Source organism: Pseudoalteromonas sp. SG45-3 (assembly GCF_014164075.1).
GTDB lineage: Bacteria > Pseudomonadota > Gammaproteobacteria > Enterobacterales > Alteromonadaceae > Pseudoalteromonas > Pseudoalteromonas distincta.
The window spans coordinates 92,735-112,148 of the sequence record NZ_JACJEN010000016.1 but is presented as its reverse complement, the minus strand read 5'-3'; the positions used below and the strand labels follow the sequence as shown (position 1 = coordinate 112,148).

Annotated in this window: 28 protein-coding genes; 8 read left to right on the top strand and 20 right to left on the bottom strand. The window is 40.5% G+C overall.

Annotated elements, in window-relative coordinates; translation table 11 throughout:
- Positions 1–783: 783 nt before the first annotated feature.
- From rplQ to H5126_RS16380, 18 genes are all read right to left on the bottom strand, one after another.
- Complete coding sequence (rplQ, locus tag H5126_RS16465; protein ID WP_002959450.1) at positions 784–1,185, bottom strand: 50S ribosomal protein L17; 402 nt, start codon at positions 1,183–1,185, stop codon at positions 784–786.
- A 39-nt stretch (positions 1,186–1,224) separates the two neighbouring features.
- Positions 1,225–2,211, bottom strand: a complete 987-nt coding sequence (locus tag H5126_RS16460; RefSeq protein WP_002959452.1) for a DNA-directed RNA polymerase subunit alpha — start codon at positions 2,209–2,211, stop codon at positions 1,225–1,227.
- A 24-nt stretch (positions 2,212–2,235) separates the two neighbouring features.
- A complete protein-coding gene (gene rpsD, locus H5126_RS16455) occupies positions 2,236–2,856 on the bottom strand; it encodes a 30S ribosomal protein S4 (protein ID WP_002959461.1) in 621 nt (206 codons plus the stop codon).
- A 21-nt stretch (positions 2,857–2,877) separates the two neighbouring features.
- Positions 2,878–3,264, bottom strand: a complete 387-nt coding sequence (gene rpsK / locus H5126_RS16450) for a 30S ribosomal protein S11 (RefSeq protein ID WP_002959471.1) — start codon at positions 3,262–3,264, stop codon at positions 2,878–2,880.
- A gap of 12 nt (positions 3,265–3,276) precedes the next feature.
- The gene (gene rpsM, locus H5126_RS16445) at positions 3,277–3,633 is read right to left on the bottom strand and encodes a 30S ribosomal protein S13 (protein ID WP_002959473.1); all 357 of its coding nucleotides are present in this window, start codon (positions 3,631–3,633) and stop codon (positions 3,277–3,279) included.
- 125 nt (positions 3,634–3,758) lie between these two features.
- Positions 3,759–3,872 (bottom strand): 50S ribosomal protein L36, encoded by a 114-nt coding sequence (rpmJ, locus tag H5126_RS16440; RefSeq protein ID WP_002959476.1) that lies wholly within the window; start codon positions 3,870–3,872, stop codon positions 3,759–3,761.
- Between the two features lie 22 nt (positions 3,873–3,894).
- On the bottom strand, positions 3,895–5,223 hold the full coding sequence (gene secY / locus H5126_RS16435; RefSeq protein WP_002959478.1) for a preprotein translocase subunit SecY: 1,329 nt from the start codon (positions 5,221–5,223) through the stop codon (positions 3,895–3,897).
- A 10-nt stretch (positions 5,224–5,233) separates the two neighbouring features.
- On the bottom strand, positions 5,234–5,668 hold the full coding sequence (rplO, locus tag H5126_RS16430) for a 50S ribosomal protein L15 (protein ID WP_002959480.1): 435 nt from the start codon (positions 5,666–5,668) through the stop codon (positions 5,234–5,236).
- Between the two features lie 4 nt (positions 5,669–5,672).
- Positions 5,673–5,855: a 50S ribosomal protein L30 gene (gene rpmD, locus H5126_RS16425; RefSeq protein ID WP_002959482.1), complete on the bottom strand. Its 183-nt coding sequence runs from the start codon at positions 5,853–5,855 to the stop codon at positions 5,673–5,675.
- Positions 5,856–5,857: 2 nt separating this feature from the next.
- Complete coding sequence (gene rpsE / locus H5126_RS16420; protein ID WP_002959485.1) at positions 5,858–6,364, bottom strand: 30S ribosomal protein S5; 507 nt, start codon at positions 6,362–6,364, stop codon at positions 5,858–5,860.
- 9 nt (positions 6,365–6,373) lie between these two features.
- Positions 6,374–6,724 carry a 50S ribosomal protein L18 gene (gene rplR / locus H5126_RS16415; protein WP_002959486.1) on the bottom strand — a complete coding sequence of 117 codons (351 nt, stop codon included), beginning with the start codon at positions 6,722–6,724 and terminating at the stop codon, positions 6,374–6,376.
- Positions 6,725–6,733: 9 nt separating this feature from the next.
- Positions 6,734–7,267 (bottom strand): 50S ribosomal protein L6, encoded by a 534-nt coding sequence (gene rplF / locus H5126_RS16410; protein WP_002959488.1) that lies wholly within the window; start codon positions 7,265–7,267, stop codon positions 6,734–6,736.
- Between the two features lie 13 nt (positions 7,268–7,280).
- Positions 7,281–7,673, bottom strand: coding sequence for a 30S ribosomal protein S8 (rpsH, locus tag H5126_RS16405; RefSeq protein WP_002959491.1), 393 nt, complete (start codon positions 7,671–7,673; stop codon positions 7,281–7,283).
- Between the two features lie 21 nt (positions 7,674–7,694).
- A complete protein-coding gene (rpsN, locus tag H5126_RS16400; RefSeq protein ID WP_006794245.1) occupies positions 7,695–8,000 on the bottom strand; it encodes a 30S ribosomal protein S14 in 306 nt (101 codons plus the stop codon).
- A 10-nt stretch (positions 8,001–8,010) separates the two neighbouring features.
- Positions 8,011–8,550: a 50S ribosomal protein L5 gene (gene rplE, locus H5126_RS16395; RefSeq protein ID WP_010554915.1), complete on the bottom strand. Its 540-nt coding sequence runs from the start codon at positions 8,548–8,550 to the stop codon at positions 8,011–8,013.
- Positions 8,551–8,566: 16 nt separating this feature from the next.
- Positions 8,567–8,881, bottom strand: a complete 315-nt coding sequence (rplX, locus tag H5126_RS16390) for a 50S ribosomal protein L24 (RefSeq protein WP_002959496.1) — start codon at positions 8,879–8,881, stop codon at positions 8,567–8,569.
- Between the two features lie 10 nt (positions 8,882–8,891).
- The gene (rplN, locus tag H5126_RS16385) at positions 8,892–9,260 is read right to left on the bottom strand and encodes a 50S ribosomal protein L14 (protein WP_002959498.1); all 369 of its coding nucleotides are present in this window, start codon (positions 9,258–9,260) and stop codon (positions 8,892–8,894) included.
- Positions 9,261–9,532: 272 nt separating this feature from the next.
- Positions 9,533–11,503 (bottom strand): AsmA family protein, encoded by a 1,971-nt coding sequence (locus H5126_RS16380; protein WP_182721409.1) that lies wholly within the window; start codon positions 11,501–11,503, stop codon positions 9,533–9,535.
- Positions 11,504–11,735: 232 nt separating this feature from the next.
- Between H5126_RS16380 and H5126_RS16375 the strand changes: the two genes are divergently transcribed.
- The 8 genes from H5126_RS16375 to H5126_RS16340 all read left to right on the top strand — a co-directional run bounded on the left by H5126_RS16375 (position 11,736) and on the right by H5126_RS16340 (position 18,712).
- Positions 11,736–12,155: a hypothetical protein gene (locus tag H5126_RS16375; protein WP_002959502.1), complete on the top strand. Its 420-nt coding sequence runs from the start codon at positions 11,736–11,738 to the stop codon at positions 12,153–12,155.
- Positions 12,156–12,163: 8 nt separating this feature from the next.
- Positions 12,164–12,364: a helix-turn-helix transcriptional regulator gene (locus H5126_RS16370; RefSeq protein ID WP_002959505.1), complete on the top strand. Its 201-nt coding sequence runs from the start codon at positions 12,164–12,166 to the stop codon at positions 12,362–12,364.
- A gap of 155 nt (positions 12,365–12,519) precedes the next feature.
- Positions 12,520–13,683, top strand: coding sequence for a hypothetical protein (locus H5126_RS16365; protein WP_182716544.1), 1,164 nt, complete (start codon positions 12,520–12,522; stop codon positions 13,681–13,683).
- Between the two features lie 276 nt (positions 13,684–13,959).
- Positions 13,960–14,646 (top strand): TorF family putative porin, encoded by a 687-nt coding sequence (locus H5126_RS16360; protein WP_182693254.1) that lies wholly within the window; start codon positions 13,960–13,962, stop codon positions 14,644–14,646.
- Positions 14,647–14,838: 192 nt separating this feature from the next.
- Positions 14,839–15,552 carry a YIP1 family protein gene (locus tag H5126_RS16355; protein ID WP_182720094.1) on the top strand — a complete coding sequence of 238 codons (714 nt, stop codon included), beginning with the start codon at positions 14,839–14,841 and terminating at the stop codon, positions 15,550–15,552.
- A 55-nt stretch (positions 15,553–15,607) separates the two neighbouring features.
- Complete coding sequence (locus H5126_RS16350; protein WP_182693252.1) at positions 15,608–16,774, top strand: efflux RND transporter periplasmic adaptor subunit; 1,167 nt, start codon at positions 15,608–15,610, stop codon at positions 16,772–16,774.
- Positions 16,774–17,481: an ABC transporter ATP-binding protein gene (locus tag H5126_RS16345; RefSeq protein ID WP_024594267.1), complete on the top strand. Its 708-nt coding sequence runs from the start codon at positions 16,774–16,776 to the stop codon at positions 17,479–17,481. Before H5126_RS16350 ends, H5126_RS16345 begins: the two co-directional genes overlap by 1 nt.
- Complete coding sequence (locus H5126_RS16340) at positions 17,474–18,712, top strand: ABC transporter permease (protein WP_182720095.1); 1,239 nt, start codon at positions 17,474–17,476, stop codon at positions 18,710–18,712. Before H5126_RS16345 ends, H5126_RS16340 begins: the two co-directional genes overlap by 8 nt.
- 12 nt (positions 18,713–18,724) lie before the next feature.
- Here H5126_RS16340 and H5126_RS16335 read toward each other — a convergent pair whose 3' ends face one another.
- The gene (locus H5126_RS16335) at positions 18,725–19,054 is read right to left on the bottom strand and encodes a Bor/Iss family lipoprotein (RefSeq protein WP_182720096.1); all 330 of its coding nucleotides are present in this window, start codon (positions 19,052–19,054) and stop codon (positions 18,725–18,727) included.
- Positions 19,051–19,362 (bottom strand): Bor family protein, encoded by a 312-nt coding sequence (locus tag H5126_RS16330; protein ID WP_182693249.1) that lies wholly within the window; start codon positions 19,360–19,362, stop codon positions 19,051–19,053. Before H5126_RS16330 ends, H5126_RS16335 begins: the two co-directional genes overlap by 4 nt.
- Between the last annotated feature and the right edge of the window lie 52 nt (positions 19,363–19,414).

The following is a 19,414-nucleotide window of genomic DNA, read 5'->3' as shown; positions in this document are numbered from 1 at the left end:
CTAAAAAGATTCAATCTAAGTTTTACTTAACACCCTGAGTTGTTCGTGCCTCGCTATGCGTTGCTGTTTCCCGTCTCAGTGGGGTCGCATTATAGGGAGATCCGAAAACAGATCAACCCTTTTTTGAAGAAAACTTGAAATAATGTGTTGTTCGCTGAGTATTTGAGCTAAACGCTCAAAAACACAACTAAACCTCCTGTATTGAGGGGTTTAAAGAGCTATTTAAAGTCAAAGTTATGGTAACTAGTGATCAGTAGAGACATATTTGGATCATCAATGCTGAAAAAGCCAACCAATAAGTTAAGAGTCGTGTTACTAAAATCATTTGAAATAGTCAAAAGCTGAGATTTAAATTCATTGGGCTATATTTTTATTTGAGAAGTGAGTTTACTAAGGCCCCAATGGTTAGCTTTACTATGAGGTTCTTAGTACCGGTATATAGATAAGAGAGCGACCCCATATATCTTCTGAGCAGCTCTAATCACTAAAAACTTCGTTAGGGATTGCTTAATGGTAGTTAAATTCGAAGTGCTATTATTAATAACTGTAAATCACTATATAAAGTGAAAATACTCTTTAACTAAAACCGGATAGGCTATTTTGGATGAATGGTAAGTAAAGGTAACTAGGCTAAGTTATTAAAACAGCAGTCAAAACAACCTATCGATTCAGAATCTATGAGTCGATGCACATAATAGAAGGTAATTACTGGTTCATATAGTTTGACAAATTTTAGGCAAGAAAAAGCCGAGCATAAGCTCGGCTTTTAGGTTTCTTTAAGACTTACTCTGCAGACTGTGCGTCTTCTTGAACTGCTTCGCTAGTCGCTGGGCGACCAACTAGTTCAATATAAGCCATTGGTGCATTATCACCAGTACGGAAGCCACACTTAAGAATACGAGTGTAACCACCTGGACGATCCGCGTTACGTGGACCGATTTCACTGAATAATTTACCAACAACTTCATTATCACGCGTGCGAGCAAACGCTAAACGGCGATTTGCTACACTGTCAGTCTTAGCCAGTGTGATTAAAGGTTCAATTACACGACGTAACTCTTTCGCTTTTGGCAAAGTAGTTTTGATGATTTCATGTTTCACCAAAGAACCTGCCATATTGCTAAACATCGCTTTACGATGGCTACTGTTACGGTTTAATTGACGACCACTCTTACGATGGCGCATGACCCTATCCTTCTAACTAAACTAATATAGTGATTTAGATTATTCAGCTAAGCTTGCAGGTGGCCAATTTTCTAGGCGCATACCTAGAGAAAGTCCACGTGAAGCTAGCACGTCTTTAATTTCAGTTAGAGACTTCTTACCTAGATTAGGCGTTTTAAGAAGCTCAACTTCAGTGCGCTGAACTAAATCACCGATATATTGAATTTGCTCGGCTTTCAAACAATTTGCTGAGCGTACTGTTAATTCAAGATCATCAACTGGACGAAGTAGAATAGGATCGAATTCTGGCTTCTCTTCTTTCTCTTCTGGCTCAGTTACATCACGTAAATCTACGAATGCATCTAATTGCTCAGCTAAGATAGTAGACGCACGGCGGATCGCTTCTTCTGGATCTAAAGTGCCGTTTGTTTCCATATCAATGATTAACTTGTCTAAATCTGTACGTTGCTCAACTCGAGCTGATTCAACCGAGTACGCAATACGTTCAACTGGGCTAAATGATGCATCAAGCAACAATCTACCAATTGGACGCTCATCGTCATCAGAGGATAAACGACTAGATGCCGGCACATAACCACGACCACGTTCAACACGAATACGCATGCTGATCTCGCTGTTATTTGTAGTTAAATTACAAATAACGTGATCTGGATTAGCAATTGTTACATCGCCATCGTGCTGAATATCAGCCGCAGTAACAGGGCCTACACCAGATTTAGTCAGGGTCAGAAAAACTTCATCTTTGCCTTCTAACGTTACTGCTAAACCTTTAAGGTTTAATAGTATTTCAATGATGTCTTCTTGAACGCCTTCTTTCGCGCTGTACTCATGTAATACACCGTCGATTTCAACTTCAGTTACTGCACATCCAGGCATAGATGAAAGTAATATACGGCGTAAAGCATTACCCAGAGTATGGCCAAAGCCACGCTCTAATGGTTCTAAAACTATTTTAGAACGCGTTGGGTTGATAGCGTCGATGTCGACTAACCTTGGTTTTAGAAATTCTGTAACAGAACCCTGCATTTTATCCTCTCTTAACTCTTAACTTTACTTAGAGTAAAGTTCGACGATTAGTTGTTCATTAATGTCCGCAGACAGGTCTGAACGCTCAGGTAGACGCTTAAAGCTGCCTTCCAATTTCTTACCGTCAACTTCAACCCAAGTCGGCTTTTCACGTTGCTCAGCCAACTCTAGAGCAGCGATGATACGTGCTTGCGTCTTAGACTTCTCACGGATTACAACAGTATCTTCTGGAGTAATTACGTATGAAGGAATGTTCACAACACGACCATTAACTAAAATCGCTTTATGGCTTACTAACTGACGTGCTTCTGCACGTGTGCTAGCAAAACCCATGCGATATACAACATTGTCTAAACGTTGCTCTAAAAGCTGTAACAAGTTTTCACCTGTGTTGCCTTTAAGGCGAGCAGCTTCTTTGTAGTAGTTACGGAATTGCTTTTCTAATACACCGTAGATACGACGTACTTTTTGCTTTTCACGTAATTGTAAACCGTAATCAGATAAGCGACCTTTACGAGCGCCGTGCTGACCAGGTGCAGTCTCAAGTTTACACTTAGAGTCGATAGCTCTTACGCCGCTCTTAAGGAACAGGTCAGTACCTTCACGACGACTCAGCTTGAGCTTAGGGCCCAAATATCTTGCCATGTTATTTCTCCTAACCTATTGTTAAACGCGACGTTTCTTCGGTGGACGACAACCATTATGTGGTATTGGCGTCACGTCAGTAATGTTGGTAATACGGTAACCAGCAGCATTCAAAGCACGTACAGCAGACTCACGACCTGGACCTGGACCTTTAATGAAAACTTCTAGATTTTTTAAACCGTATTCTTGAGCAGCAGTACCTGCACGCTCTGCAGCAACCTGAGCAGCAAATGGTGTAGATTTACGTGAACCACGGAAACCTGAACCACCGGCAGTAGCCCATGATAGTGCATTACCTTGACGGTCGGTAATCGTTACAATAGTGTTGTTGAAAGACGCATGAACATGAGCCATACCATCAGCAACTTGTTTTTTAACCTTTTTACGACGAATTGGTGTCTTAGCCATAATACTATCCCCTTATCGCTTAATAGGCTTACGAGGACCCTTACGGGTGCGCGCGTTAGTCTTAGTTCTTTGACCACGTAATGGTAAAGAGCGACGGTGACGTAGGCCACGATAACAACCAAGGTCCATTAGGCGCTTGATATTTAAAGTAACTTCACGACGAAGATCACCTTCAACAGTGTACTTGCCAACTGCATCACGCAGTACGTCAAGAATTTCGTCTGAAAGTTCACCGATTTTTGTGGTTTCGGCGATACCAGTCGCTTCTAAGATAGCCTTAGAGCGAGTCTTACCTATGCCATAAATAGCTGTTAAACCAATAACTGCATGTTTATGATCAGGGACGTTAATGCCAGCAATACGGGCCACTAACACATCTCCTATATTCGAATTTGGTAATCAAAAGTTTGAAAAGCCCGTAAGGATACTCAAACGAAGACCAAATCACTACTAAAAACACAGGCCGAGAAAACTCAGCCTGCACGACTGTTTACTTAGCCTTGCCTTTGCTTATGCTTAGGCTCACTGCAAATTACGCGTACTACACCAGCACGTTTAATAACTTTACAGTTACGGCATATTTTCTTAACGGAAGCACGTACTTTCATTGCTCAACTCCGTAAACTGACCTTATCGACCGTAGCCTTTAAGGTTCGCTTTTTTCAGCACAGAATCATACTGATGAGACATCAGGTGAGTCTGTACTTGTGCCATAAAGTCCATGATTACTACAACGATAATCAAAACTGATGTACCGCCGAAGTAGAATGGCGTTTGCCACGCCATCGTCATGAATTCAGGCACCAGACAGATAAAGGTTATATACAAAGCACCTGCCAATGTCAGGCGTGTCATCACTTTATCAATGTATTTAGATGTCTGCTCACCTGGACGAATACCTGGGATAAATGCGCCAGATTTCTTAAGGTTATCTGCTGTTTCACGTGGGTTAAAAACCAACGCTGTGTAGAAAAAGCAGAAGAAGATAATGGCCGCAGCTAAAACAAGCGAGTACAACGGTTGACCTGGAGTCAACGTAGTAGCAACAGCTTGTAATACATCAGCGACTGGACCTTCACCTTGGCCGAACCAGCTAGCAATTGTACCAGGGAACAGAATTATACTGCTAGCGAAGATTGGTGGAATAACACCCGCCATATTTACTTTTAGTGGTAAATGCGTGCTTTGGGCAGCAAATACTTGACGACCTTGTTGGCGTTTAGCGTAGTTAACAACAATACGACGTTGTCCACGTTCGAAAAACACTACAAGATAAGTAACAGCGAATACGATTACCGCAACCATCAACAGTACAAAAACATTCAAATCACCTTGGCGCGCCATTTCGACTGTCGAACCAATAGCAGACGGCAAGTTAGCTACAATACCAACAAATATTAGAACAGAGATACCGTTACCGATACCACGCTCTGTTATTTGTTCACCCAACCACATAAGGAACATAGTACCAGTAACTAAACTCACCACTGCGGTGAAATAGAAACCCATACCAGGGTTAACAACTAACCCCTCCATCATGCCCGGTAAGCTAGTAGCAATACCGATTGATTGAATAGTAGCTAGCACAAGCGTGCCATAGCGTGTGTACTGGCTAATTTTTTTACGCCCTTGCTCACCTTCTTTCTTAAGCTCTATAAACGGAGGATACATATGCGTTAATAGTTGCGTAATAATCGAAGCCGAGATATACGGCATAATACCCAGTGCTAACACTGAAGCTCGCTCAAGTGCACCACCACTGAACATGTTGAACATTTCAACAATGGTGCCCTTTTGTTGCTCGAAGAAATCGGCAAGTACAGCGGCGTCAATCCCAGGGATCGGCACAAATGAACCTAGACGGTAAATTATGATAGCACCCAATACGAAGAGTAATCGGCGCTTCAATTCCGAAAGTCCACCTTGTGCACTTTTTGTATCTTGACCTGGTTTAGCCATTAGTACTTCCTTAGTCTTCTACCTTGCCTCCGGCAGCTTCAATAGCTTCGCGAGCACCTTTAGAGGCTTTAAGGCCTTTAACGGTAACAGCGCGTGAAACTTCGCCAGATTTAACAACTTTAACGAAAAGAACGTTCTTTTTAACTAGACCAGCTGCTTGTAACGCGCTTAGGTCTACCACATCGCCTTCAACTTTAGCGATTTCAAAAAGGTTTATTTCTGCAGATACTAAAGATTTGCGAGAAGTAAAACCAAATTTAGGTAGACGACGTTGCATAGGCATTTGACCGCCTTCAAAACCAACGCGTACTTTGCCGCCAGAACGTGATTTTTGACCTTTGTGACCACGACCACCAGTCTTACCTAGACCAGAACCGATACCACGACCAACACGTTTTGGAGCAGTTTTTGAACCTGCAGCAGGTGAAAGTGTATTCAAATGCATCGAATTAACCCTCTACCTTAACCATGTAAGAAACCTTGTTTATCATACCACGTACACATGCTGTGTCTTCTAACTCAACAGTGTGGTTGATACGACGTAAACCAAGACCGCGTAATGTAGCTTTATGTTTCGGTAAACGACCGATAGAGCTTTTTACTTGTGTTACTTTTACAGTTTGATTTGCCATGGTTACCCCAGTATTTCGTCTACGCGAAGGCCACGTTTTGCAGCGATTGACTGTGGAGAATTCATATTCTCAAGAGCCGAAATCGTTGCACGTACTACGTTGATTGGGTTAGTAGAACCGTAACATTTAGAAAGTACGTTCTGAACACCAGTCACTTCTAGTACTGCACGCATAGCACCACCTGCGATGATACCAGTACCTTCAGAGGCTGGTTTCATGAACACTAGTGAGCCAGCATGACGTCCCTTAACAGGATGCTGTAATGTATTGCCATTTAGGTCTACATTGATCATGTTGCGACGTGCTTTTTCCATTGCTTTTTGAATAGCAGCTGGAACTTCACGTGCTTTACCATAACCAAAACCTACTTTACCTGCGCCGTCACCAACTACAGTTAGTGCAGTAAAGCTAAAGATACGACCACCTTTAACTACTTTAGACACACGGTTCACCGCGATTAGCTTTTCAGCTAGATCAGGCTGTTGTTGCTTTGCTTCTACGTTAGCCATAGTCTACTCCTAGAATTGCAAACCGGCTTCACGCGCAGCATCAGCTAGCGCCTTCACACGGCCGTGATATTTAAAGCCACTGCGATCAAAAGCAATCTTTTCGATGCCTTTGTCAGCCGCACGTTCAGCAACCGCTTTGCCAACTGCTTGCGCAGCTTCAACGTTACCGGTGCCTTTAACTGTTTCGCTAATAGCCTTTTCAACAGTAGAAGCAGCAGCCAGTACATTACCCTCAGCATTTACAACTTGAGCGTATATGTGACGTGGCGTGCGGTGGATAACAAGACGCGTTGTGCCTTGTTCAATATAATTTCTACGAGTGCGTTTAGCACGACGTAGACGAGCTGTTTTTTTATCCATCGTCTTACCTTACTTCTTCTTAGCCTCTTTACGGCGTACATTCTCATCTGAATAACGAACACCCTTACCTTTATAAGGCTCAGGTTTACGGTATGCACGAATGTTAGCAGCTGTTTGACCAACTAACTGCTTGTCTACGCCCTTAACTAGAACTTCTGTTTGGCTTGGAGTTTCAATCGTAATTCCTTCAGGAACTGCGAAATTAACTGGGTGTGAGAAGCCAAGAGTTAAATCTAATGTTTTACCCTTCGCTGCAGCACGGTAACCCACGCCTACTAACTGAAGTTTCTTCTCGTAACCTTCATGCGTACCAACAACCATGTTGTTGATTAGAGCGCGAGCAGTACCTGCTTGTGCCCATGCATTTGCTACGCCATCACGAGGTAAAGTAGTAATAACGTTGTCATTTACTTGTACTTCAACAGCGTTGTTGATTGTACGAGTAAGTTCACCGTTTTTGCCTTTAACTGTGATTTCCTGGCCTTTTAATGTAACTTCTACACCGGCAGGAACAGTAATTGGTGCCTTTGCTATGCGAGACATAGTTCCCCTCCGATTAAGCTACAAAACCAATGATTTCACCACCAACACCAGCACTACGTGCTGCGCGGTCTGTCATTAGGCCTTTAGAAGTTGATACGATAGCGATACCAAGACCACCCATTACCTTAGGTAATTGGTCACGTTTCTTATAGATACGTAAACCAGGGCGACTTACACGCTGGATATTTTCAATTACAGCTTTGCCTTCGAAGTACTTCAACTCGATAGAAAGCTCAGGTTTAGTTTCGCCGTTAACAGCGAAATCTACGATATAACCTTCGTCTTTTAGTACTTTAGCTAATGCTACTTTCAGCTTTGAAGTTGGCATCGTTACAGATACTTTCTTCGCTGATTGACCGTTACGAATTCGTGTGAACAAATCCGCGATAGGATCTTGCAAGCTCATAGTCTTACTCCCATGATTCTATTACCAGCTAGCCTTTTTAAGGCCAGGAATTTCACCGCGCATAGCTGCTTCGCGAACTTTAATACGGCTCATGCCGAATTTGCGAAGGAAACCATGTGGGCGGCCCGTAATGTTACAACGATTACGTTGACGTGCAGGGCTAGAATCACGTGGTAAAGCTTGTAGCTTAAGTACCGCGTCCCAACGATCATCTTCAGATGTGTTAACATCACTGATGATAGCTTTTAGTGCAGCGCGCTTTTCAGCGTACTGAGCAACTAGTTTTGTGCGCTTTGCTTCGCGCGCTTTCATAGAATTCTTTGCCATAACCCTACCCTTATTTCTTAAATGGGAAGTTAAACGCTTCTAACAACGCACGGCCTTCCTCATCAGATTTCGCAGAAGTAGTGATAGTAATATCCATACCACGTACACGGTCTACTTTATCGTAATCGATTTCTGGGAAGATGATTTGTTCACGTACGCCCATGCTGTAGTTGCCACGTCCATCAAAAGACTTTGCACTTACGCCACGGAAGTCACGAATACGTGGGATAGCGATTGATACCAAACGCTCAAAAAAGTCCCACATACGCTCGCCGCGTAGGGTTACTTTACAACCAATCGGGTAGCCTTCACGCACTTTAAAGCCAGCAACAGATTTGCGTGCTTTAGTGATTAAAGGTTTCTGACCAGAGATTGCTGCTAGATCCGCTACTGCGTTATCTAAAATCTTCTTGTCAGCTAGGGCTTCGCCCACGCCCATATTCAATGTGATCTTTTCGATCTGAGGGACTTGCATGACAGAGCTGAAACCAAACTTCTCTTGAAGTTCAGCAACTACTTTGTCTTTATATACTTCATGCAGTTTCGCCATCATTCTACTCCAACTATTAGATAGTTTTACCAGTAGATTTAAAGATACGTAATTTCTTACCATCTTCAATCTTGAAACCTACACGATCAGCTTTACTCGTTTCCGAGTTGAAGATCGCAACGTTTGATGCATCCATAGATGCTTCTTTCTCAACAATGCCGCCAGCTTGGTTCAATTGTGGAACCGGCTTTTGGTGTTTCTTGATCAAGTTTATGCCTTCGACAAAGATTCGACCAGATTCAGTAACAACTGAAAGCACTTTTCCGCGCTTACCTTTGTCTTTACCTGCTAGTACGATTACTTCGTCATCACGACGTATTTTTGCTGCCATGATTGGCTCCTTACAGTACTTCTGGGGCTAGTGAAACGATTTTCATGAACTTATCATTACGAAGTTCGCGAGTCACAGGGCCGAAAATACGTGTACCAATTGGCTGTAAGTTATCATTTAAGATAACAGCAGCGTTGCTGTCAAAACGGATCAGAGAACCATCTGGACGGCGAACACCTTTTCTGGTACGCACAACTACCGCGTTTTTAACATCACCTTTCTTCACTTTACCGCGAGGAATAGCTTCTTTTACAGAAACTTTAATGATGTCGCCAATCGCTGCGTAGCGACGGTGAGAACCACCAAGGACTTTTATACACTGCACTTTGCGAGCGCCGCTGTTATCAGCAACTTCCAGCTGAGTTTGCATTTGGATCATGTTAATGACCTCCGGTGTAGTAATTACAACGTGTCTTAAATTTGTTTAAAATCAAGACATTTCGATTAAATCCCACTCAAAAACAAACGAGTTGTCTCTTAAGGGCGGGCAATTGTACCAGCATTGAGGGGGTAGCGATAGGTTATTTTTTAATTAATTTGGAGTGATGGGAAATTAAAGCTGAGTAATTACGGCTATGTAGCTATTTTACAGGTGGTTACAAAACAAACAAGGCACCTGTAATGTGCCTTGTTTGTTTAAAGTGTAATAAATTAACCAAATAAACCTTTTAATTTATCTTTAATTTTATCTTTTGCTTTGTCTTTGGCTTTTTCTTTTGCCTCATCGACCTTCTGCTTAGCTTCATCTTTGAGCGCATCACCAACATCTAGCTTTATACCTACATCATGGAAAGGCCCTTTTATACGTAGTGGTATTTTAAAGCCAGTGCTGTCATCGGTAGTTCCCTGACCTTCGATAGATCCAACTATACCTGTAACCAAACGATAGTTGACCGTTGTTTGCGGTAAATCAACGTCGCCTTCACCTGATATTCTAATAAGTGGGCTGATAAGTGATAGGTCGGTATTTTTGCCAACGCCATTAGTAAAGTTAAAACTTCCAGTTAATGCTGAAAAATCTGTTTGCTCAGATTCTTCAAATCCGGTATCAAGCCCTTCAGATGCAGCACCAAAGTTACCTGAAATGAGTTCCTTACCTTTACGAACCATCTCAGCTATATTTGCACCTTTTACAGCTCCATCAGCAAACTCAAATCCAAGCTTTCCATTAAGCGCACCAATAAACGACTTTTGACTTTGGCCAGTTGTGCTTAGGTTCCAATTTAAAGACCCCTTACCCATTAGCTTGTCAAAACCTGCCGCATCCGTTAATAAAGGCTGTGCATCTATTCCAGCTAAGTCAAAGTTAGTTGATATTTTATAAGGTACTTGCTGTGCGTTTACATTGATAACGCCTTTACCTGACCCTTCATAAGCAGAAAAGCTATCTAGGCTTAGTTTTGCAACGCTATTTTTTAAAGCAACAGTAAATTGATTTGCGCCTAATTTAATATCATTGGCTTTTAATCCACTTGAACGAATCACTACATTTGCATCTAGTGAATTTAATGCACTTAAATCAATTTTAGTGTCATCCCATACTATTGGCTCTGCAGGTTTATCTTCTTGCTCTTCTGGCTCTTCTTGTTTGGCCACTGCTTCAGGTAGATACGGGTTTAAGTCAAGCATACCTAAATCAATATCAGCATTTACTGCTAAACGCTTACCTAGGTTAAGCTCGCTCTTACCTTTTATTTCTAATGCGTCTAACGTCGCAACTAAATCTTCTAGATTAAATTTCTCACCTAGTAGGTGCATTTTACCGTTTACACTAAATCCGTTAAATGCATTGTCTTTAGCGTCTAGCTCTACACCTTGCCATTTCGCAATACTTTTAACAGACTCACCGCTTAGTGCTAACTGACCTTTAATATCTTGGCCTTGCTTAGCTATGCTCCCTTCGAACGTTAAATCAACTAAACGAGAATCTAAGGTTTGTTTAACATTAAAAGTAGCACCTTCAATTGCTTTAGCAGGAGTATCTAATTTTATATCAAGATCAAAACGCTCTTTCATATAAGTAATACCCCCTTTTACTTCTAATGTTTTACGAAGTGAAGGAAGTAAAATAGCGAGTTCTAAATCGCTAATTTGTTGTTTGGCACCTGTTTGACCATCTAGATAAGTAAATGTGCCGCCATAAATAGCAACCTCACCTAACTCAATATCAAAGTTATCTGGAAGCTTTATCGCTTCACCTGATTGGCTCTGCTCTTTTGGTTGCTCTGCAACTGCATCAAACAACTGCCAATTGGCTTTACCATTTTTGTCGGTTTCTAATAGGATATTTGGTTCGTTTATAACAAACTTATCTAATTTAAACTCACCACCAAATAATGAAAACCAAGGTATGTGTACAGCAAGCTGTTTCATACTCGCCATATCGGCGCGCGAACCTGATTCCATATTTGCAAAATGCACGTCGTTAAGTTCTAACTTTAATGCAGGGAATACGCTAAGTGTTTTATCACCTTTAATAGTAAGAGTGCGCCCAGTTGTTTGTTCTACCTGTTCTGAAACTTTGTTAAAAATAGTATCAGTAGGGATTAAAAACGGTGCGGCAACAATTAGTGCTATACATAGTAAAAGTATTACACCTACAATTTTAAGTAAGGTTTTCATGATCGTCCTTTCAAACGTGCAAATAATGTTCTTATCATAGCGAGTGTTAGCCTTAAAATCATTGTCGTTCTGATAAAAAAGCTTTTTATTAGATATTACATTCCCATCCTGAATCGCCCCTGAAACATTTTGATACCTTTAGGTTACAAATAAATATTGACCCAATGAAACCTTAAGGTTACATTGATACCTACAGGTTACATATTGTAAAAATTTTAAAAGGAAATGAGCTATGTCTAATTACGATATTAAAAGTGAAGAAAAATTTATGGGCCAAAATGCATGGTTTTCATTATTCATGGGGGTCACTTTATTAATCATTAGTGTTTACCCAATGCTTAATCAAACATCAGCCCCACTATTGTTTTTAGGAACTGCTGCTTTTTTAGGTTCATTCTTTATGTTTGTGATCAGAGGCGGGTTTACATGGAGAATGAAATACCACCTTACATATAAAGATGAGTATTTAAATACCATCGACACTATTGCCTATAAACATGTCGTGCTTGGCTTACTTTTTAGTATGGGTGGCGTGTACTTACTCTCCGATACTCTTGCTTTAGAAGTATCTCACAGCATGATGGCTACATTTTACCTTGCTGTAATGAGTTTAATATACGGCGTATCAATTCTTTGGCAAAGCAAAGATTAGGAGCAAAAGTGCAAAATAAAATTGCAAAATACCGCAAAGAAGCAGGCCTTTCTCAACAAGACTTGGCTGATCTAATTGCGGTTTCACGTAAGACTATTAGTACAGTAGAAACGGCACGATTTACCCCTTCGGTAATAATTGCTCTAAAAATAGCAAAGCATTTTAATACCTCAGTTGAAAGTCTCTTTGTACTAGATAAAAATGATTAATACATGTTAAAGCGTTAGTCTCATTCTATTAGCAAAAACACCGATTTAGCTACTTCAATTACAACGTATGGAGGACAGCGCTGTTGTTATTAGCGTAATTGCGCTAAAATAGACCAGCAAAAAAATATATATCTAAACCGGAGATTCTACAAGGCATGAAAAAACTGCTAATTTCACCGTCAAAAATGACGCTAGGCGAACAAGAAAATCAAATCTATCAGAACATTCTGAAGCAATCTTCAGAATTAAGCCTTAACCTTATGGCCGTGAAAGTAGAAAACCACCCTGATGATTTTTTACCTTGGTGTTACGAATTGCTAAGTGCAAGCAGAGATCGTATGAACTACGATTTACTAGAGCCGCAGCAATTACCAGTACTTAAGAAGCTACACGATCAGCTTATTTCAGCTATCAGCTTTTTACAGGTTAAAACTTTACGTATTGCTCCGTGGCCTGTAGTAAGTGTATTTGTAGAACAACACAAAGACGTTATTGCTCTTGATGAACAGCTTCGCTTAGTAGACTACATTAAGAGCATTCGTGAACAATCTCTTAAAGATATGATTCCTGAAGACTTACTTGCGTTTAGCGGTAAGCACATGGCATCACTTGATCCAAGCACATATAACTTTGACGTTGAATGGTTTGCATCAACAAAAAGTGCGAAGAGCTTTCATCAAATGCTTAGCGATTTACCAGGTGCCTTTGACGATGCACTAGTAAATATTCCACTAGAAGGTGACATTACTCAATACGAATATCAACAATTTGTTGCTGCTTATTCAAAAATATTCACCGACAATAATGAAAAACCAACACTTGCGCCTGCAACACGACTACTTGCAATGCGTCGCCCTGATATATTTACTCCGATCACAAACAATCGATTAGATGCATTATGCGGTGCCCTTGGTGTTTCTAAACTAAAAAATAGTGATTTTGAGCGTTACTGGCAAGATATTGTAAAAGGTATTCAAGCTATGTCATGGTACAAAATGGCTAAACCTAGTAATGAGTTAGAAGAACAATTAGTTGCTATTAAAGCACTAATCCCATGTTTCTTTCACTATGCTGATGCTAAAACACCAGATAACTCTAACTACATCAAACTGTTAAGTAAGCCTAAACGAACTACAACTACGACAGGTAAAACTCAGCGTAGAGGTAAAGAGTCTGCAGAAATTTTAGTAGACCGCGCACTTGCTGCTGACGATATTCCTGAGCACATTCGCAGTAAGCGCGATTCAATTGTGAGTGAAGTTCAAAAAGGTCGTAGTGTAAACGAAACAATTAGCCTTATGCGCACTATATTTGGCTAAAAACTTCTAATTTAGCCGTACTTTTATGGTGCGGCTAGGTTAATTTATGCACCAGCAGTGTGCGCAACATCTTCCTACATACCATATCTCTTCTCAATCTATAAAATACAAGCTCATGTTTTTAATGTATAAAAATAATTTTTAATAAAAAATAATGAAGCTGGCACATACAGTGCAATTATCTCGTTAGTTAAACAATAAAAAGCCGTCAGCCTAAAGGTTCCGAATACATAATAAAAACCTTGGCGAGCAAAAATCATATAACGGGAAATGGACATGCTAAAACTAAAAAAAACCATCGCTATAAGTGCTATAGCATTAATGGGCGCAACATCTTTAACGTCAACAGCCGTACATGCTGAAGTAACAGCAAACGCAGCGGCAACATCAAACTACTTATGGCGTGGTCAAGAGCAAACTGGGGGCGATGCAGCTATTTCAGGCGGTATTGATTACGCTAATGAATCGGGCTTTTATGCAGGTACTTGGGCTTCAAATGCATCGTGGGCAGATGAAATGACCTATGAGCTTGATTTATATGCAGGCTTTGGTGGCGACATTAACGAAAGCGTTAGCTATGATGTTGGCTATATTTATTACGCTTACCCAGATGCAGCTTCTGAAGCTGACGCAGATTTTTCTGAAATTTACGGTAGCATCAGTGTTGAAGGCTTTACATTTGGTGCTTCAGTACTTGCAACATCAGCTGCAAGTGGTGATGGTACAGACTTTGGTGATTCACTTTACCTGACAGCTGACTACGGTTTTGCTATTGGCAGTAACGGCACTGAAATGGCACTTCACTTAGGCCACTACTCTGGTGACTTTATTGGCGATGATAATATCTTAGATTACGGTGTATCAATTTCGAAAGATGGTTTCACTTTTGGTTTATCTGATACAGATATGGATGACTCAGATATTAAAGCTTACGTTGCTTATTCTGTAGACTTTAATTTATAAGAAAGAATGTGTTACTTGCTGCGACACGAAGGGCCTTTTGGCCCTTTTCTCGTTTTTGAACAAGACCCCTCACACCTGTTAACAAAACGTTACAATTGAATGAAAACAATACATACATTTTCCTTTATTCTATTACCTAGTCACTGGGCATTTATAACTGCCTAGCCATAAAATAGGTATAAAGGAATAATAATGAAATCACCTAACGCGTTTAGCGCCCTACTCGATATTTATATAAGTCCTAGTAAAGCTTTCAATGGTGTTGAACACGCCAAAGGTTGGTCATGGCTTGCTTTTATAGTCATGTCTTTAGTTTCAATGGCGAGTATTTATATTTTTTATTCCACTGTTGATATGCAGTTTTTGATTAATGAGCAAGTAGCAGCATCAACTATTGATGCGACGATTGGCGAGCAAAAAATGATTCGCCAAAGTATAGAGCAAAATGCAGAAGGCCAAATATGGTTTGGTTTGTTTGGCGGCGTAATTGCGCTGGCTATCATGAATGCATTAATGGCACTTTATTATATGCTTGTGGCTAAACAAGATCCTGAATCAGAACATAGCTACGGAGCTTGGTATGGATTCGCTACCTGGACAATGATGCCAGTTGTTATTTCAAGCCTAGGAACAATTGCTCTTGTACTAAGTGCAAGTACAGATCAAATATCTCAACAAGCCGTATATAGCTACGCATCTATTAACCAATTAATAATAGGACTTGAAATTGGCCATCCTTTTTATAGCTTATTAGAATCAATAAACTTATTTAGCTTTTGGAGCATTGCGCTGGGAATGATCGGCTTAAAATGCTGGACTAATTTTTCAACTAACAAAGCACTCCTATTCTCTGCTCTTCCTTCAATTATTATTTTTGGTATTTGGGCAATCATTGCAGCAAGTTAACTCTTAAGTGGAGGTAGATACTAGCTCCACATTACTTAATTCACGGATAGATAAAATGAAAAAAGCAATAATCATCACACTCGCTGTAGGCGCATTTATAGCCCTAATTGTGTCAAAGCAAATTTCTGGCGATGAAAAACAAGCCGAAGTAAATATTGCTCAAGTAGAGCTTGGCGACATTGCTGACTCAATAATGGCTTCAGGTAATTTAGTTTTTAATACACAAGTGCAATTACGCTCTGAAGTGACAGGCCGAGTAGATAAAATATTTGTTCAAGAAGGCCAAGGAGTTAAACAAGGCGATATGTTAATGCGCCTTGATACAACTGCTTTTGAATCAGAAGTTTCCCGTAGTAAAGCAATCCTTCGCGCCACAGAAATTGAAATTAAACACAATAAAACACGCCTTGCTAACCTAGAGCGCCAACTTAAAAGACAAAAAGACTTATATGATGTCGGTTTAGGTAATCAAGAGAGCTACGAGAACATTGAAAGCGCACGCGATCTAGCTAAAATCGATATTGAATCACGAATAGAGTCGTACAACCAAGCACAAGCGTCACTACAAATTGCGCAAGATCGCTTAAGTAAAAGTGTATTTAGAGCTCCAATGAGCGGCTTGCTTGCATCTGTAAATATTAAAGAAGGTGAAACCGTTATAGCCGGTACTACTAATATTATTGGCTCTGATTTAATGCTAGTAGCCGACCCAAGTGCTATTTTAGCCGAGCTACGTGTGGATGAAACCGACATTGCGAGTATTAAGCTTAACCAAAAAGCGAATATTTATGCGGCTGCATACCCTAATAAACCATTTAGTGGCACAGTAATCAATATTGGTACTTCAGCTAAAAACCAAGCCGGCTCTCAAGGTTTATCGTTTAAAGTAAAAGTATTACTCGACACTACTGAGCGCCAGCTATATGCAGGAATGAGTTGTAGAGCAGAGATCGCAACAAGCATTGCCGAAAACGGTTTAAAACTTCCAATAGAAGCAATCCAAAAAGAAGACGATAAAACATTTGTATGGCGACTAAATAGTGATAACACCGTTAGCAAAATTGCCGTAACTGTTGGAATATCATCTGATATAGAGCAAGCCATTACTGACGGCTTAAATGAGGGCGACAAAATAGTTATTGGCCCTGCGCGCCCAGTAAGTCTTCTGACTGAAGGTGATGTGGTAAAACTTAAATCAGATGCAGACAAGGAAGAAGCCTAATGTCTGCGGTAATCAAGCTAGAGCATATTAATAAACAATACAAAATGGGCTCAGAGGTATTTAAGGCACTTGATGATGTAAACGTACATATAATGCAAAACGAATACGTGGCGATTATAGGACCTTCTGGTTCAGGCAAGTCGACCTTGATGAACTTATTAGGCTGTTTAGATACACCCAGCAGTGGCGAATACTACTTAAAAGATAAACTAGTAAAAAGTATGACCGAGACAGAGCTTGCTCATCAGCGTAATGAAAGTGTCGGGTTTATATTTCAAAGCTTTAACTTAATACCACGTGCAACCGCACTAGAAAATGTAATGCAGCCTTTAGTATATCGCTTTATTCCTAGTAAACAACGCAAGCAACAAGCTCTAGAAGCACTAAAGCGGGTAGGTCTCGGTGATAAAGTTAATCATTTATCTAGCCAGCTATCGGGCGGGCAACGTCAACGTGTTGCTATTGCCCGCGCTTTAGTCACAAAACCACATATATTATTAGGAGATGAACCCACAGGTAATCTTGATAGTAAAACGACCCGCGAAATTATGGATTTGTTTGATGAGCTGCATAACGAAGGTCACACTATTATTTTAGTAACACATGAGCAAGAAATTGCCGATCATTGCCAACGCGTGATTCGTTTAGTGGACGGTAAAGTGGTAAGTGATGTAACTAAAGATGAAGGAATCAAGCAGCATGTTTAAATCAGCTATTGCCATAATGGAAGGCACTAAAGCGGCTTTTTCAGCGATTAAAGCTAATGCAATGCGCAGCGCACTGACCTGTTTGGGCATTATTATTGGTGTTGCCGCCGTAGTTACTGTCGTTGCAGTAATGCAGGGTTTTACAAAGCAAATAAACGATCAACTTGCTGATATGTCGCCAGATGTAACAACAATAAAGCCTTACACCAGTATTGAACTCGAAATGGTTGGTAAAAATGCCAAGCTTACCTACGACGATTTTTTAGCTTTAAAGTCGCGTATAAAAGAAGCTGAAACGCTAACTGCCCTAATGTTTACCTGGCGTTTTTCGGGAGGGGCTGAGTATGGAAATAAAAGCCATTCATCGCGTGTAATAGGTACTGAGCAAGACTATCAAAAAGCGTATCGTACTTACCCTGAACTTGGCCGCTTTATTCGTGCCGAAGATGATGATAAACGTAGAAGAGTCGCATTTATCGGCCCTTCAATCATAGAAAAGCTAAACCTTCCTGAAAACCCAGTAGGTGAATATATAAAACTAGGTGGTGAATGGTTTAGGATTATTGGTGTTGCTGAAAAACAAGGTAGCTTATTTGGTTTTGACCAAGACGATTACATTAATATTCCAATTAGTACTATGAGTGCTTTAGAAGGCGGAAGTACACAAACTAATGTGCAAATTATGTTTAGGTTAAATGAAGGTACTAACGAAGAACAAGTGCTTGCAAAAATAACCCGTGTATTACGCCAACTACATAAACTAAAAGAGAAAGATGAAAACGACTTTGAATTTGAAACCGCTGAAAAATCTCGTGCTCAAATAGATAAATTTACCAGCAGTGCTACCGCTATTACTGCAGGTATTGTTGGCATTAGCTTACTCGTTGGCGGTATTGGTGTTATGAATATAATGCTCGTGTCGGTAACTGAACGCACACGCGTTATTGGTACATTAAAAGCACTAGGCGCAACGCCTGGCTTTATTATGCTGCAGTTTTTAGTTGAAGCCGTTGTGCTTTCACTCTTTGGTGGCTTAATAGGACTCATTATAGGGTATGGCGCCGCAGGGCTAATTTCATTCTTAGTCCCGAGTATGCCTGATGCATATATACCAGCATGGGCTGTAATACTATCGTTCGGATTTACATCAATGATTGGAATTATATTTGGTTTAGCCCCCGCAATTAAAGCAGCAAGACTAAACCCTATAGATGCACTACGTTACGAGTGATAGTGATAATAATTACTCAGCTTTAAATGGTACCTTATTACATTGTACTTCTACTGTTTTAGGGTACCAAGCTGGGCCAATTTGATTCACAACCACCTCAGCTAAACCATTAGTAAACGATTTATACGTATGAACGCTTTGCCACTCCCCTTGTGGGCAATGTTTTGTTAAATCTAACGGCTCTGATCCCTCGTACAACGCAAGTGCAAAATTATGATGCCACTGTGAACTTTTTAGCGTCTTATTGCTTACTTTGCTCTGCATACCGTTATCAAAGTAAATATTTGTACACCCCGTTAAAATAATCAGTGTGCAACCGGCTGCAAATAGCTTGATGCTCATAATGCCTCCCCTAGTACTTGCTCTTGGCACCACACTTTAATGGTATGAGGCGAGTATATTCCAAGCGTAATTAAACTCAGCGCTCCATCACTAAACGTTTGCTGTGACTGCATTTGAATAACCGGTGTATTTGAACATATTTGTTTTACGTCTACCCGCTGCTCACCCACTAATCCCCATAAATAAAATGGGCGGCTATCTTCGTAATTAGCTTGGCTCGTTATTTTTGCTGTTGCCCGTGGCTGAATGGTTACCGCAGAACAAGCACTGAGGCTTAATGCTATCGCCCCTATAATTAATGGTTTCATACTCTTCCTTATAAACTAAATACCAGTAAGGTAACTTTATAAGAGAACATAA

Bases quoted from the DNA above. Each gene is read 5' to 3' on its own strand.
- secY (WP_002959478.1), bottom strand. From the start codon at position 5,223: ATGGCTAAACCAGGTCAAGATACAAAAAGTGCACAAGGTGGACTTTCG.
- H5126_RS16350 (WP_182693252.1), top strand. From the start codon at position 15,608: ATGAAAAAAGCAATAATCATCACACTCGCTGTAGGCGCATTTATAGCC.
- H5126_RS16345 (WP_024594267.1), top strand. From the start codon at position 16,774: ATGTCTGCGGTAATCAAGCTAGAGCATATTAATAAACAATACAAAATG.
- rpsK (WP_002959471.1), bottom strand. From the start codon at position 3,264: ATGGCTAAGACACCAATTCGTCGTAAAAAGGTTAAAAAACAAGTTGCT.
- H5126_RS16340 (WP_182720095.1), top strand. From the start codon at position 17,474: ATGTTTAAATCAGCTATTGCCATAATGGAAGGCACTAAAGCGGCTTTT.
- rplO (WP_002959480.1), bottom strand. From the start codon at position 5,668: ATGCATTTGAATACACTTTCACCTGCTGCAGGTTCAAAAACTGCTCCA.
- rplQ (WP_002959450.1), bottom strand. From the start codon at position 1,185: ATGCGCCATCGTAAGAGTGGTCGTCAATTAAACCGTAACAGTAGCCAT.
- H5126_RS16335 (WP_182720096.1), bottom strand. From the start codon at position 19,054: ATGAGCATCAAGCTATTTGCAGCCGGTTGCACACTGATTATTTTAACG.
- rplF (WP_002959488.1), bottom strand. From the start codon at position 7,267: ATGTCTCGCATAGCAAAGGCACCAATTACTGTTCCTGCCGGTGTAGAA.
- H5126_RS16380 (WP_182721409.1), bottom strand. From the start codon at position 11,503: ATGAAAACCTTACTTAAAATTGTAGGTGTAATACTTTTACTATGTATA.
- H5126_RS16375 (WP_002959502.1), top strand. From the start codon at position 11,736: ATGTCTAATTACGATATTAAAAGTGAAGAAAAATTTATGGGCCAAAAT.
- H5126_RS16365 (WP_182716544.1), top strand. From the start codon at position 12,520: ATGAAAAAACTGCTAATTTCACCGTCAAAAATGACGCTAGGCGAACAA.
- H5126_RS16330 (WP_182693249.1), bottom strand. From the start codon at position 19,362: ATGAAACCATTAATTATAGGGGCGATAGCATTAAGCCTCAGTGCTTGT.
- rpsE (WP_002959485.1), bottom strand. From the start codon at position 6,364: ATGGCTAACGTAGAAGCAAAGCAACAACAGCCTGATCTAGCTGAAAAG.
- rplX (WP_002959496.1), bottom strand. From the start codon at position 8,881: ATGGCAGCAAAAATACGTCGTGATGACGAAGTAATCGTACTAGCAGGT.
- H5126_RS16355 (WP_182720094.1), top strand. From the start codon at position 14,839: ATGAAATCACCTAACGCGTTTAGCGCCCTACTCGATATTTATATAAGT.
- rplN (WP_002959498.1), bottom strand. From the start codon at position 9,260: ATGATCCAAATGCAAACTCAGCTGGAAGTTGCTGATAACAGCGGCGCT.
- rplR (WP_002959486.1), bottom strand. From the start codon at position 6,724: ATGGATAAAAAAACAGCTCGTCTACGTCGTGCTAAACGCACTCGTAGA.
- rpmD (WP_002959482.1), bottom strand. From the start codon at position 5,855: ATGGCAAATCAAACTGTAAAAGTAACACAAGTAAAAAGCTCTATCGGT.
- rpsN (WP_006794245.1), bottom strand. From the start codon at position 8,000: ATGGCAAAGAATTCTATGAAAGCGCGCGAAGCAAAGCGCACAAAACTA.
- rpsH (WP_002959491.1), bottom strand. From the start codon at position 7,673: ATGAGCTTGCAAGATCCTATCGCGGATTTGTTCACACGAATTCGTAAC.
- rpsD (WP_002959461.1), bottom strand. From the start codon at position 2,856: ATGGCAAGATATTTGGGCCCTAAGCTCAAGCTGAGTCGTCGTGAAGGT.
- rplE (WP_010554915.1), bottom strand. From the start codon at position 8,550: ATGGCGAAACTGCATGAAGTATATAAAGACAAAGTAGTTGCTGAACTT.
- rpmJ (WP_002959476.1), bottom strand. From the start codon at position 3,872: ATGAAAGTACGTGCTTCCGTTAAGAAAATATGCCGTAACTGTAAAGTT.
- H5126_RS16360 (WP_182693254.1), top strand. From the start codon at position 13,960: ATGCTAAAACTAAAAAAAACCATCGCTATAAGTGCTATAGCATTAATG.
- H5126_RS16460 (WP_002959452.1), bottom strand. From the start codon at position 2,211: ATGCAGGGTTCTGTTACAGAATTTCTAAAACCAAGGTTAGTCGACATC.